Annotated in this window: 11 protein-coding genes and 1 pseudogene; 8 read left to right on the forward strand and 4 right to left on the reverse strand. The window is 69.1% G+C overall.

Annotated elements, in window-relative coordinates; all coding sequences use genetic code 11:
• The first annotated feature begins 83 nt into the window (after positions 1-83).
• A complete protein-coding gene (locus AB0M27_RS06840; protein WP_365718664.1) occupies positions 84-1529 on the forward strand; it encodes an aldehyde dehydrogenase family protein in 1446 nt (481 codons plus the stop codon).
• 203 nt (positions 1530-1732) lie between these two features.
• Positions 1733-3094 carry a S53 family peptidase gene (locus AB0M27_RS06845; protein WP_365718666.1) on the forward strand — a complete coding sequence of 454 codons (1362 nt, stop codon included), beginning with the start codon at positions 1733-1735 and terminating at the stop codon, positions 3092-3094.
• Between the two features lie 112 nt (positions 3095-3206).
• Here the strand turns inward: AB0M27_RS06845 and AB0M27_RS06850 are convergent.
• Positions 3207-3533, reverse strand: a pseudogene (locus AB0M27_RS06850) (carbohydrate-binding protein); the annotation flags it as partial.
• Between the two features lie 192 nt (positions 3534-3725).
• Entirely contained in the window at positions 3726-4739 is a 1014-nt protein-coding gene (locus AB0M27_RS06855; protein ID WP_365718668.1) for a LacI family DNA-binding transcriptional regulator, read from the reverse strand.
• Positions 4740-5057: 318 nt separating this feature from the next.
• Here AB0M27_RS06855 and AB0M27_RS06860 point away from each other — a divergent pair, with 318 nt between their 5' ends.
• Positions 5058-6995, forward strand: a complete 1938-nt coding sequence (locus AB0M27_RS06860) for an acyl-CoA dehydrogenase family protein (protein ID WP_365718670.1) — start codon at positions 5058-5060, stop codon at positions 6993-6995.
• 38 nt (positions 6996-7033) lie between these two features.
• Here AB0M27_RS06860 and AB0M27_RS06865 read toward each other — a convergent pair whose 3' ends face one another.
• Complete coding sequence (locus tag AB0M27_RS06865; RefSeq protein WP_365718672.1) at positions 7034-7510, reverse strand: hypothetical protein; 477 nt, start codon at positions 7508-7510, stop codon at positions 7034-7036.
• Between the two features lie 243 nt (positions 7511-7753).
• Between AB0M27_RS06865 and dxr the strand changes: the two genes are divergently transcribed.
• The 3 genes from dxr to ispG all read left to right on the forward strand — a co-directional run bounded on the left by dxr (position 7754) and on the right by ispG (position 11651).
• Positions 7754-9025: a 1-deoxy-D-xylulose-5-phosphate reductoisomerase gene (gene dxr / locus AB0M27_RS06870; RefSeq protein WP_365718674.1), complete on the forward strand. Its 1272-nt coding sequence runs from the start codon at positions 7754-7756 to the stop codon at positions 9023-9025.
• Positions 9022-10323 carry a site-2 protease family protein gene (locus AB0M27_RS06875; protein ID WP_365718676.1) on the forward strand — a complete coding sequence of 434 codons (1302 nt, stop codon included), beginning with the start codon at positions 9022-9024 and terminating at the stop codon, positions 10321-10323. The genes dxr and AB0M27_RS06875 overlap by 4 nt, the downstream gene beginning before the upstream one ends.
• Before the next feature lie 170 nt (positions 10324-10493).
• On the forward strand, positions 10494-11651 hold the full coding sequence (gene ispG / locus AB0M27_RS06880; RefSeq protein WP_365718678.1) for a flavodoxin-dependent (E)-4-hydroxy-3-methylbut-2-enyl-diphosphate synthase: 1158 nt from the start codon (positions 10494-10496) through the stop codon (positions 11649-11651).
• Positions 11652-11675: 24 nt separating this feature from the next.
• On the opposite strand, the gene AB0M27_RS06885 is transcribed toward ispG, so the two are convergent.
• Positions 11676-12095 carry an ATP-binding protein gene (locus AB0M27_RS06885; RefSeq protein ID WP_365718680.1) on the reverse strand — a complete coding sequence of 140 codons (420 nt, stop codon included), beginning with the start codon at positions 12093-12095 and terminating at the stop codon, positions 11676-11678.
• Between the two features lie 166 nt (positions 12096-12261).
• Here AB0M27_RS06885 and AB0M27_RS06890 point away from each other — a divergent pair, with 166 nt between their 5' ends.
• On the forward strand, positions 12262-13086 hold the full coding sequence (locus AB0M27_RS06890; protein WP_365718740.1) for a helix-turn-helix transcriptional regulator: 825 nt from the start codon (positions 12262-12264) through the stop codon (positions 13084-13086).
• Positions 13083-13280 carry a DUF397 domain-containing protein gene (locus tag AB0M27_RS06895; RefSeq protein WP_365718682.1) on the forward strand — a complete coding sequence of 66 codons (198 nt, stop codon included), beginning with the start codon at positions 13083-13085 and terminating at the stop codon, positions 13278-13280. The genes AB0M27_RS06890 and AB0M27_RS06895 overlap by 4 nt, the downstream gene beginning before the upstream one ends.
• The last annotated feature ends 168 nt before the right edge of the window (positions 13281-13448 follow it).

Below are 13448 nucleotides of genomic sequence, written 5' to 3' on the forward strand. Positions count from 1 at the left end.
CAAGCGACCCCCGGCCGCCCCCGCCCTACCGTTGACCACGAAAGCCAAGCACACCCCCAACGCGGAAGGGCCGGGACTCGCACATGACTTCCACCCACGCCTTCTGGCTCGCCGGCCGCCAGGTCACCGGCGAGGACACCTTCGACGTCACCTCCCCGTGGGACGGCCGGCTCGTCGGCAAGGTCGGCGTGCCGACCGACGCCCAGGTCGAGGAGGCCGTGGCCGCCGCGTACGCCGTACGGGACGAGTTCGCCGCCACCCCGGCGCACGTACGCGCCGCCGCCCTCGACCACGTCAGCAAGCGGCTGGTCGAGCGCACCGAGGAGATCGCCCAGCTGATCTCCGCCGAGAACGGCAAGCCCATCAAGTGGGCCCGGGGCGAGGTCGGCCGTGCCGTCTCCGTGTTCCGGTTCGCCGCCGAGGAGGCCCGGCGGTTCAACGGCGGCGAGGCCCAGCGGCTGGACACCGACGCCGGCGGCCAGGGCCGGCTGGCGCTGACCCGCCGCTTCCCGAAGGGTGTCGTGCTCGGCATCGCGCCGTTCAACTTCCCGCTGAACCTGTGCGCGCACAAGGTCGCCCCGGCGATCGCCGTCGGCGCGCCGATCATCCTCAAGCCCGCCCCGGCCACCCCGCTCTCCGGCCTGATCCTGGGCGAGCTGCTGGCCGAGACCGACCTGCCGGCCGGTTCCTGGTCGGTCCTGCCGGTCCCGAACGACCGCATGCCCGCCCTGGTCCAGGACGAGCGCCTGCCGGTGATCTCCTTCACCGGTTCCGACAAGGTCGGCTACGCCATCATGGACTCGGTGCCGCGCAAGCACTGCACGCTGGAGCTGGGCGGCAACGGAGCCGCGGTCGTCCTCGGCGACTACGCCTCCGACGCCGACCTGGACTGGGCCGCGACCCGCATCGCGACCTTCTCCAACTACCAGGGCGGCCAGTCCTGCATCTCCGTGCAGCGCGTGATCGCCGACGCCTCCGTCCACGACCGCCTGCTGCCGCGCATCGTCGCCGCCGTCGAGGCCCAGGTCACCGGTGACCCCTCCGACGCCAAGACGGACGTCGGCCCGCTGGTCAGCGAGGACGCCGCCAAGCGCGTGGAGTCCTGGGTGAAGGAGGCCGTCGAGGCCGGTGCCACGCTGCTCACCGGTGGCGACCGCGACGGCGCCTCCTACGCGCCGACCGTCCTCACCGACGTGCCGGCGGACGTCACCCTCGCCTGCGAGGAGGTCTTCGGACCGGTCCTCACCGTGCAGAGGGTGGACGGCGAGGCGGAAGCCTTTGCCGCGGTCAACAACTCGAAGTACGGCCTCCAGGCAGGCGTGTTCACCCACGACCTGCAAATCGCCTTCCGTGCCCACCGCGCCCTCGAGGTCGGCGGCGTGGTGATCGGCGACGTCCCGTCCTACCGCGCCGACCAGATGCCGTACGGCGGCGCCAAGCAGTCCGGTGTGGGCCGCGAAGGCGTGCGGTTCGCGATGGAGGACTACACCTACGAGCGCGTGCTGGTCCTGACCGGTCTCGCGCTCTGACCTGCCACGGACAGGTCGGAAACAGAACGGCCGCAGCCCACTGTGCGGGGGCTGCGGCCGTTCGTGTTCACGAAAGCTCTGGCCGGGTAAAGGATTCGGCATCGGCCGGTCAATAATCTTGTTCTGTGCATGACTCAATCGACGGTCTGCGTGTCGACTAGGGCGACCGATCACGTCCGACACCGGACCACTCAGGGGAACACATGCACATAGCCCGTACCGGGCGCGGCCTCGCGGCCTCCGCCGCCACCGCCGCACTCGTCGCCGCAGGACTGGCGACCGTTTCTTCGGCCGGCGCCACCACCGCCGCGCCCGCCGGCGTACCGCACACCTTCGCGCAGCCGGCCATCGCGGGGCACACCCTGGTCCACGGCGTGGCCAGCCCCCTCCCCATCGCGCAGTGCCGGTCCAAGTGGCACATCGCCTGCTACAACCCGCTGCAGTACCGCGCCGCGTACGACCTGAACCCGCTGTACAAGAAGGGCATCACGGGCAAGGGGCGGACGATCGTCATCGTCGACTCCTTCGGATCCCCCACCGTCCAGCACGATCTGGACGTCTACAGCAAGCAGTTCGGGCTGCCCAGCGCCAAGGTCCAGGTCGTCAAGTGGGGTCACGTCCCGAAGTTCGACCCCAAGAACGCCGACATGACCGGATGGGCCGGCGAGACCACGCTGGACGTCGAGATGGCTCACGCCGTCGCGCCCGGCGCGAAGATCGTCCTGGTGGAGACGGCGGTCTCCGAGACCGAGGGCACCACCGGTCTGCCGGAGATGATGTCCGCCGAGAAGAGCCTGATCGACCACGGCGTCGGCGATGTCATCAGCCAGAGCTTCGGCGCCACCGAGAACACCTTCCCGGGCTTCGGCAAGGGCGACTTCTCCAGCATCAAGAAGCTCCGGTACGCCTTCGAGGCCGCGCAGCGCAAGCACGTGACCGTGCTCGCCTCCTCCGGTGACGGCGGCGCCACCGACCTGAAGGCGGACGGCAAGACGTACTACAACAAGCGCGTCAACTCCTGGCCGTCGTCCGACCCGTTGGTCACCTCCATCGGCGGCACCCAGCTGCACCTGAACGACAAGGGCGAGCGCGTCAAGCCGGACAGCGTCTACAACGACTACGGCGCGGGCGGCGGCGGCCAGTCCCACGTGTTCACCCGCCCGGCCTTCCAGGACGGTGTGAAGAACGTCGTCGGCACCCGCCGCGGCACCCCGGACATCTCGATGGCCGCCGCGGTCGACGGCGGCGCCTGGGTCTACTCCAGCTACGACCCGACCGCCACCGGCTGGGACGTCTCCGGCGGCACCAGCGAGGCCAGCCCGCTGTTCTCGGGCATCGTCGCCCTCGCCGACCAGGCGGCCGGCCACCGTGTGGGCGACATCAACGCGGCGCTGTACACCCTTCTGAAGCAGAAGAACCCCGGCGTCGTCGACGTCAACGACGGCACCGACAACAGCTATGAGGGTGTCGCGGGCTACAAGGCCGTCAACGGATACGACATGGCCACCGGCGTGGGCACGCTGGACGCCCTGCGCCTGGTCCAGGCCCTCGCCAAGAACCACTGATGAGAACCATTTTCGCGTAGCCTGAGCGTGGCGCTGCCCGCCATGCAAAAGGGGCCCGGCACCGCTGCCTTCCGGTGCCGGGCCCCTCCCGTCGTCGGTCTCCTCCGGACCCTCAACCGCAGAAGCCGACGTGCGTGAGCCACAGCGGGCCGCGCAGCCTGAGGTGGACGTCGTGCACGCCGTCGGCGACGAGACCGGCGCCCAGGGTGGTGTAGGCGTAGACGTGGGCGGTGGGGGCGTCCGGCGTCAGCGCGGCCAGCACCGGGCCGCCGTCCAGGGACACCTCCAGTACTCCCTCGCCCGCCACCTGCGCCGTCACCTCGCTCACCCCCGTACCGAAGTCGCAGGCAAGGTAGACCAGTTCGGCCGCCGCGTCGTGCACCGGCGTCACCGCGTCGCCCGCCGTCCGCGTCCGGTCCACGATCGCGATGCCGGACTCTCCTAACGGCCGCTCCACTCCAGCGCCCCGTCCCGCTCACGGAAGGTGCCGACGGTGGGGGAGGACTGGGCGAGGGAGACCTTGGGCTGCGTGACGGCAGGCTGATTCTCTGCATACTCCTGAAGGAGTGCGGGACAGGGACAAGGCAGGCAGAGGGGTGCCCCGGACGCACCGGAGCACGGGAGGGTGCGGTCAGGAGGCGGCCGGTGCCGGTCCCGAGCTCGCCCGTACCGTCAGCTCGGGCGCGATCAGCAGGACCTCGTCGCCGCCCCGCCCGTCCAGCTTGGCCACCAGATGCTCGACCGCGTACCGGCCCATCTCCTGCGCCGGAATGGCGACCGAGGTCGGCCGCACAGATGCATGGACGGCGACCTGGTCCGGGCAGATCGCGACCACGGACACGTCCTCCGGCACGGCCCGGCCCTGCTGGCGCAGCAGCGCGAGCAGCGGCTCCACCGCCGACTCGTTCTGCACCACGAACCCGGTCGTCCCCGGGCGCTCGTCGAGGATCCGGGCCAGGGTCAGGGCCATGGCGTCGTAGCCGCCGTCGCACGGGCGGTGCAGCACCCGTACGCCCGCCTCTCGGGCCCGGGTGCGCAGTCCGTCGAGGGTGCGCTCGGCGAAGCCGGTGTGCCGCTCGTAGACGGCCGGGGCCTCGCCGATGACAGCGATGTCACGATGACCGAGCCCCGCCAGATGCGCCACGCACAGCGCGCCCGTCGCACTCCAGTCCAGATCCACACAGGTCAGACCGGCCGTGTCGGCGGGCAGGCCGATCAGCACCGAGGGCTGGTCGGTCCCCCGCAGCAGCGGCAGCCGCTCGTCCTCCAGTTCGACGTCCATCAGGATCATCGCGTCGGCGAGACCGCTGCCGGTCACCCGGCGCACCGCGTCGGGCCCCTCCTCTCCGGCGAGCAGCAGGACGTCGTAGCCGTGGTTGCGGGCCGTGGTGGCCACCGCGATGGCGATCTCCATCATCACCGGCACATACATGTCGGTGCGCAGCGGGATCATCAGCGCGATGATGTTCGACCGCTTGCCGGCCAGGGCGCGGGCGCCGGCGTTGGGGTGGTAGCCCAGTTCCCGGATGCTCTGCTCGACCCGCTGCCGGGTGGTCGCGGAGATGGACCGCTTGCCGCTGAGGACATAGCTCACCGTGCTCGCCGAGACTCCGGCGTGCTGGGCGACCTCGGCGAGGGTGACCATCCGTGCTCCAAGCTTTGTGAAGCGCTTCGACAACGCGCGTTGCTGACGGGGATGAGTGAGGGTGAATTGACACTAGCCTCAGCCGGGGCCGGGTGTCCATAGGCTGTCGAAGCGCTTCGACGACTTTTCGTCGGCCGATATCCCGAACGGCCCATCGGGAAGAAGTGCACACCTGCGGGTCGGACTCCGGCAGACCTTTCGGCCGATCGGACGCGCGAGGGGTGGTGGGGTCGGCCCGTTTCGGGTACCAACGATCCAGTAGCACTGGTCGGTAACGAACGGTCCAATTCGTCCCTCTTTGCGGCGAGGTGAGCCTCAATGTCCGCCCCTACCAAGTCACGCACCACCGTCACCGAGCGCGAGGCGCGCCAGGTGGCGGAGGCCGCCCGGCAGCAGGACTGGCACAAGCCCAGCTTCGCCAAGGAGCTCTTCCTCGGGCGCTTCCGGCTCGACCTCATCCACCCCCATCCGCTCCCGGACCCCGAGAGCGTGCGGCGCGGCGAGGAGTTCCTCGCCAAGCTGCGCGCGTTCTGCGGGTCCACGATCGACTCCGCCCGCATCGAGCGCGAGGCCCGCATCCCCGACGAGGTCGTGACCGGCCTGAAGGAACTCGGTGCCCTCGGCATGAAGATCGACCCCAAGTACGGCGGTCTCGGCCTCAGCCAGCTGTACTACAACAAGGCCCTCGCCCTGGTCGGCTCCGCGAGCCCCGCCGTCGGCGCCCTGCTCTCCGCCCACCAGTCGATCGGCGTGCCCCAGCCGCTGAAGATCTTCGGCACCCAGGAGCAGAAGGACGCCTTCCTGCCCCGCTGCGCCCGCACCGACATCTCCGCCTTCCTGCTCACCGAGCCGGACGTCGGCTCCGACCCGGCCCGCCTCGCCACGACGGCCGTACCCGACGGGGACGACTACGTACTCGACGGGGTGAAACTGTGGACCACCAACGGGGTGGTCGCCGACCTGCTCGTCGTCATGGCGCGCGTGCCGAAGTCGGAGGGGCACAAGGGCGGCATCACCGCGTTCGTGGTGGAGGCGACCTCGGAGGGCGTCACGGTCGAGAACCGCAACGCCTTCATGGGCCTGCGCGGCATCGAGAACGGCGTCACCCGCTTCCACCAGGTGCGGGTCCCGGCCGCGAACCGGATCGGCCCGGAGGGCGCGGGCCTGAAGATCGCTCTCACCACGCTCAACACCGGCCGGCTCTCGCTGCCGGCGATGTGCGCGGGCGCCGGCAAGTGGTGTCTGAAGATCGCCCGCGAGTGGTCGGCGGAGCGCGAGCAGTGGGGCAAACCGGTGGCGCTGCACGAGGCCGTCGGCTCCAAGATCAGCTTCATCGCGGCCACCACCTTCGCCCTGGAGGCCGTCCTCGACCTCTCCTCGCAGATGGCCGACGAGGACCGCAACGACATCCGCATCGAGGCCGCCCTCGCCAAGCTCTACGGCTCCGAGATGGCCTGGAAGATGGCCGACGAACTGGTCCAGATCCGCGGCGGCCGCGGCTACGAGACGGCCGAGTCGCTGAAGGCGCGCGGCGAGCGCGGGGTCCCGGCCGAGCAGATCCTGCGCGACCTGCGCATCAACCGCATCTTCGAGGGCTCGACGGAGATCATGCACCTGCTGATCGCCCGCGAGGCCGTCGACGCCCACCTCTCGGTCGCCGGTGACCTCATCGACCCCGACAAGTCCCTGTCCGACAAGGCGAAGGCGGGCGCGAACGCGGGTGTGTTCTACGCCAAGTGGCTGCCGAAGCTGGTCGCCGGACCGGGTCAACTGCCGACGTCCTACGGCCAGTTCAAGTACGGCGTCGATCTCTCCGGGCATCTGCGCTACGTCGAGCGCACCGCCCGCAAGCTGGCCCGCTCCACCTTCTACGCCATGTCCCGCTGGCAGGGCCGGATGGAGACCAAGCAGGGCTTCCTCGGGCGGATCGTGGACATCGGCGCCGAGCTGTTCGCGATGAGCGCGGTCTGCGTCCGGGCCGAACTGCTGCGCAGCCGCGACGACCACGGCCGCGAGGCCTACCAGCTGGCGGACGCCTTCTGCCGGCAGGCCCGCATCCGCGTCGAGGAACTCTTCGACCGGCTGTGGACCAACACCGACGCCCTCGACCGCAAGGTGGTCAAGGGCGTGCTCGGCGGGGCCTACACCTGGCTGGAGGAAGGCGTCGTCGACCCGTCCGGGGACGGCCCGTGGATCGCCGACGCGACCCCCGGAGCGTCGAAACGGGAGAGCGAGCGCCGTCCCTTCGGGGACTGAGCCGCCCTCCCGCCTGTCGACCGGGTGCCTGGGGTTGGTCAGTTGCCCCAGGTGCCCTGGTCCACGGCGCAGGTCCAGCCCGAGCCGCGCAGGGTGAACTTCACCTTGTAGCTGTGGGTGTTGAGCAGATGCGTCTGCACCTTCACCCCGAGGCTCGCCTTCTTGTTCAGCGTCCCCGTGTACACCGTCACCGTCTTCGACGTCTTGTGGGTGACCTTGCCACCCGTGGCCTTGGCCGAGCCGAAGCGGATGTTCTTGACGTCGGTGACGGTGAAGCTGACCTTCTTGAAGCTCTTCGTCGTGCTCTTGTTCTTGATGCCGAAGTACAGACCCCCGTTGGTCACCCAGCCGTGCGAGTCGATGTAGAAGCTGGTCGGGTAGACCAGGTTGATCGGGCAGCCGGAGCTCGTCGGCGCCTGGGCGGCGGCGAACGCGCCCCCGGCCAGACCGAGCTGAGCGGCGGTCAGGACACCGGCCGTCCCCAGGACGGCGGCGGTCGTACGCATACGGTTCATGGTGGAACTCCTCCCCCTTTGGCCCTTCTTGACGGGCGCCAACGGAAGGATGCCATCACCGGTGCGCGGAAGCGCGCGATTTCGGGATCGCCCCACCGATGGTGTTCGTGATCGACACCAACACGTGATCTTTACTGATGCTTCACAACATGACAATCGCTCCATAAAGCGCGAACTACCTCGACGCACCCGCCCGGGGGACGCCCTGTCCTGTCGGTCACCGGTTGGGGCAACAATGGGGGGATGACCGACAGCCCCGCCCATCCGGCACCCCTCGCCGATCCGCACCTCGTCTACGACCCCCTCGCGGGCGACAGCCCCAAGGACGTGGTGATCCTCGGCTCCACCGGATCCATCGGCACCCAGGCCATCGACCTCGTGCTGCGCCACCCCGACCGCTTCCGGGTCAGCGCGCTGTCCGCGAACGGCGGCCGCGTCGCCCTCCTCGCCGAGCAGGCCCGCCGGCTGCGGGTGCGGACCGTCGCGGTCGCCCGCGAGGACGTCGTACCCGCCCTGCGAGAGGCGCTCGCCGCCGAGTACGGCCCCGGCGAGCCGCTGCCCGAGATCCTCGCCGGAGCGGACGCGGCCACCCACGTCGCCGCCTCCGACTGCCACACCGTGCTGAACGGCATCACCGGCTCCATCGGCCTCGCGCCGACCCTCGCCGCCCTGGAGGCCGGCCGCACCCTGGCGCTCGCCAACAAGGAGTCCCTGATCGTCGGCGGTCCGCTGGTCAAGGCGCTCGCCAAGCCAGGGCAGATCATCCCGGTCGACTCCGAGCACGCCGCCCTCTTCCAGGCGCTGGCCTGCGGGACGAGGACCGATGTACGCAAGCTGGTCGTCACGGCGTCCGGGGGGCCCTTCCGGGGCCGTACGAGGGCCGACCTGGCCCGGGTGACCGTCGAGGACGCCCTCGCCCACCCCACCTGGGCGATGGGCCCGGTGATCACGATCAACTCCGCGACCCTCGTCAACAAGGGCCTGGAGGTCATCGAGGCACACCTCCTCTACGACATTCCCTTCGACCGCATTGAGGTGGTCGTGCATCCCCAGTCGTATGTCCACTCGATGGTCGAGTTCACCGACGGATCCACGATCGCCCAGGCGACGCCCCCCGACATGCGCGGGCCGATCGCCATCGGTCTGGGCTGGCCCGAACGCGTCCCGGACGCGGCGCCCGCCTTCGACTGGAGCAAGGCCTCCACCTGGGAGTTCTTCCCGCTGGACAACGAGGCCTTCCCCTCGGTGAACCTCGCCCGGCACGTGGGGGAGCTCGCGGGGACCGCACCGGCGGTGTTCAATGCGGCCAACGAGGAGTGCGTCGAGGCCTTCCGCAGCGGGGCGCTGCCCTTCAACGGCATCATGGAGACCGTCACCCGGGTGGTCGAGGAGCACGGCACCCCGGATTCGGGAACTTCACTCACCGTGTCGGACGTCCTCGAAGCGGAGACCTGGGCAAGGGCCCGGGCCCGCGAACTCACAGCCACGACGGCGACCGCGGAGGCGCGTGCATGACGACCTTGATGTTCATCCTCGGCATACTGGTCTTCGTTCTCGGCCTGCTCGTCTCGATCGCGTGGCACGAGCTGGGACACCTCTCCACGGCCAAGCTCTTCGGGATCCGCGTCCCGCAGTACATGGTCGGCTTCGGCCCGACCATGTGGTCGCGGAAGAAGGGCGAGACCGAGTACGGCATCAAGGCGGTCCCGCTCGGCGGCTACATCCGCATGATCGGCATGTTCCCGCCCGACGACCAGGGCCGCGTCTCCGCCCGCTCCACCTCCCCGTGGCGCGGCATGATCGAGGACGCCCGCTCGGCGGCCTTCGAGGAGCTCCAGCCCGGCGACGAGACCCGCATGTTCTACACACGCAAGCCGTGGAAGCGCGTCATCGTCATGTTCGCGGGCCCGTTCATGAACCTGATCCTCGCGATCGGCCTGTTCTTCACCGTGCTCATGGGCTTCGGCATCCCGCAGCAGACCACCACCGTCGCCTCCGTGTCGCCCTGCTCCATCAAGCAGAGCGAGCACCGCGACAGCTGCAAGAAGTCCGACCCGGTCTCCCCGGCGGCGCAGGCCGGCATGAAGGCGGGCGACAAGATCGTCTCCTTCGACGGCAAGTCCACCAAGGACTGGAACACCCTCTCGGACCTCATCCGCGACAGCGCCGGCAAGAACGTCGCGATCGTCGTCGACCGCAAGGGCCACGAGCTGACCCTGCACGCGACGATCACCACCAACCTGGTGGCCAAGAAGGACGCCCACGGCAAGTACGTGAACGGCTACGTCAAGGCCGGCTTCCTCGGCTTCAGTGCCGCCTCCGGAGTCGTCAAGCAGGACTTCGGCGGGTCGGTGAGCTGGATGACCGACCAGGTCGGCAACGCCGTCGACTCCCTCGCCGCCCTGCCCGCCAAGATCCCGGCACTGTGGGACTCGGCCTTCGGCAACGCCCCGCGCCAGCCGGACTCCCCGATCGGCATCGTCGGCGCCGCCCGCATCACTGGCGAGATCGCCACGCTGGACATCCCCGCCTCACAGCAGCTCGCGAACTTCGTGATGCTGCTGGCCGGCTTCAACCTCTCCCTGTTCCTGTTCAACATGCTCCCGCTGCTCCCCCTCGACGGCGGGCACATCGCGGGCGCGCTGTGGGAGTCGCTGCGGCGGAACGTGGCACGGGTGCTGCGCCGCCCGGACCCCGGTCCGTTCGACGTGGCGAAGCTGATGCCGGTGGCGTACGTGGTGGCGGGGATCTTCGTCTGCTTTACCGTGCTCGTCTTGATTGCGGACGTCGTTAACCCGGTGAAAATCTCGTAGCCATACGGCGTTGGAGGCGGCCCGGAACCCGATGTTCCGCGCCGCCATCCATCGAGTGGCTTTACCGGGTGGGATGTGCTGGCGCCTGGGCCCGTGCCGTAATCTCGAAGCCTGGAGCCCGCCCGTAGACGGGACCGGACCTTGATCCACGACTTGGGGTTGCACAGCAGATGACTGCGATTTCTCTCGGCATGCCGTCCGTTCCGACCAAGCTCGCCGAGCGCCGGAAGAGCCGGCAGATCCAGGTCGGAAGCGTGGCGGTCGGCGGGGACGCGCCCGTCTCGGTCCAGTCGATGACCACGACCCGTACGTCGGACATCGGCGCCACCCTCCAGCAGATCGCCGAGCTGACGGCGTCCGGCTGCCAGATCGTGCGCGTGGCGTGCCCGACCCAGGACGACGCGGACGCCCTGGCGACCATCGCGAAGAAGTCCCAGATCCCGGTGATCGCGGACATCCACTTCCAGCCCAAGTACGTCTTCGCCGCCATCGAGGCGGGTTGCGCGGCGGTCCGCGTGAACCCCGGCAACATCAAGCAGTTCGACGACAAGGTCAAGGAGATCGCCAAGGCCGCAAAGGACCACGGCACCCCGATCCGCATCGGCGTCAACGCCGGCTCCCTGGACAAGCGCCTGCTCCAGAAGTACGGCAAGGCGACCCCGGAGGCCCTGGTCGAGTCGGCCCTGTGGGAAGCGTCCCTCTTCGAGGAGCACGATTTCCGGGACATCAAGATCTCCGTCAAGCACAACGACCCGGTCGTCATGATCGAGGCCTACCGCCAGCTCGCCGAGCAGTGCGAATACCCGCTCCACCTCGGCGTGACGGAGGCGGGCCCGGCGTTCCAGGGCACGATCAAGTCGGCGGTGGCGTTCGGCGCGCTGCTCTCGCAGGGCATCGGCGACACGATCCGGGTCTCTCTGTCGGCTCCCCCCGTCGAGGAGGTCAAGGTCGGTCTGCAGATCCTGCAGTCGCTCGGCCTGCGCCAGCGCGGCCTCGAGATCGTCTCCTGCCCGTCCTGCGGCCGGGCCCAGGTGGACGTCTACAAGCTCGCGGAGGAGGTCACGGCCGGTCTGACCGGTATGGAGGTCCCGCTGCGCGTCGCCGTCATGGGCTGCGTCGTCAACGGCCCCGGCGAGGCCCGCGAGGCCGACCTCGGCGTCGCCTCCGGCAACGGCAAGGGCCAGATCTTCGTCAAGGGCGAGGTCATCAAGACCGTCCCCGAGTCCAAGATCGTGGAGACCCTCATCGAGGAGGCCATGAAGCTGGCCGAGCAGATGGAGCAGGACGGCGTGGCCTCCGGCGAGCCGTCGGTGTCGGTGGCCGGCTGATCTTTTCGGCTTTCGTGAGTCCCGTCACCGCTGGGTGGCGGGACTCAGCCATACCTCCGCCCAGACGGATTTGCCGGGTTGTAGCGGCGTGACGCCCCACTTGTCGGCGAGCGCCTCTACCAGCAGCAGCCCCCGCCCGGACTCGTCGGCCGGGACCCGCAGCTCGGGCAGCCGCTCGGTACGGGTGTCGGAGACCTCCAGGCGCAGGGTGCCGGACGACTCGGCGAGCCGGAGACGGAAGTCCCGCCCGGGTACGTGCCCGTGACGAACCGCATTCGCCACGAGTTCGGCGGCGATCAGGGTGACGGCTTCGTTCACGGGGCCGGCGTAGGCGTGCCCCCACTCGTCCAGTCGGAGCGAGACGAGCCGCCGGGCGAGGCGTGCGCCGCGTGGGGTGGAGGTGAAGCGCATGGCGAATTCGCGGGTGGAGATTTCCGACTTCATGTCGCTCACGCTCGCGCACGCTCAGTAACGTTGAACAGCGGCCGCACCTTGACCAACACGCGTTGTACGAGCGTGGGGTGCCGCTGTACACGAGCGCGCCGTGACCGACGGTGGCGCGAGGGTATTGGGGGTGTATGTGAGCGAGGAAGTGCAGGCGGAGCCTGAAGTGAGGGAGCCGGAGGGCGAGTCCGGGCCCGACTCGGCTGTTCCGCTCATCTTCGGGCGGTTGTTGAAGCGGCTGCGGACTCAGGCGGGCATGGAACGCGCCGAACTCGGTTCCCGTACCGGGTACTCGGCGGCGACAATCGCGTCGTTCGAGCAGGGGAGGCGCATTCCATCGGCGAGGTTCATCAGTCACGCCGATGAGGTGCTGGGTGCGCAGGGGGTGCTGGTCGATTTCATCGAGGAGATGGAGAAGGCGCAGTACCCGGCGTTCTTCCAAGATGCGGCGGCGCTGGAGAAGAAGGCTGTCGCGTTGCACTTCTTCGCCGTGCAGACCGTGCCCGGTCTGCTTCAGACCGAGGACTACGCGCGGGCGGTCTTCACCGTCCGGCGTCCCCCGCTGGATGAGGCGACGATTGAACAGCGCGTGACGGCCCGGTTGGCCCGGCAGGAGATCTTCGGGCGGAAACCGATGCCCACCATCAGCTTCGTGATGGAAGAGGCGGTTCTACGGAAAGGGCTGGGTGGACGGGAGGTAGTGCGGGGCCAGTTGGAGCAGATCCTGCTCGTCGGTCAACGGACCAACGTGGAGATCCAGGTAATGCCGGACGGTCGCGAGGAGCATGCGGCCCTCTCCGGACGATTCACCTTGATCGAGACGACGAAAGGGCGCAGGATCGCGTACGTGGAGGCATACAAGAGCAGCCGCCTCTTCATCGATCGCTCGACGGTCAGGGAGCTGGAGGAGCGGTACGGTCTCCTACGGGCGCAGGCCCTGTCCCCGCGCGAATCACTGGCCCTCGTAGAGAAGTTGCTGGGAGAGACATGAACGTCGAAGAGCCGACCGAGTTGGTGTGGTTCAAGAGCAGCTACAGCGACGGCGAGGGCGGCGAATGCGTTGAGGTCGCCATCCGCCCCACCACCATCCACGTACGAGACTCCAAGCAGAACCCCGCCACGGCGCCCACCCTCGCCCTGCCCCCCGCTGCCTGGCAGGTGTTCCTCGATCTTGTCCAAGCTTGAGTGGAACTTTACTGCCCCTTTGGCGCCGCTCCCGATTGCGAACTCGTCTTGCCAACTAGTGTTTTCGGGCTGGTGAGTCCACTGACGGGGAGGAACGCGGCACCATGGGTGACCAGGGCGTCAGCGGCGGCGACGGCAAGATACTCGACATCAAGATCGCCGATCTGA

It is taken from the genome of Streptomyces sp. NPDC052107 (assembly GCF_040680215.1).
GTDB lineage: Bacteria > Actinomycetota > Actinomycetes > Streptomycetales > Streptomycetaceae > Streptomyces.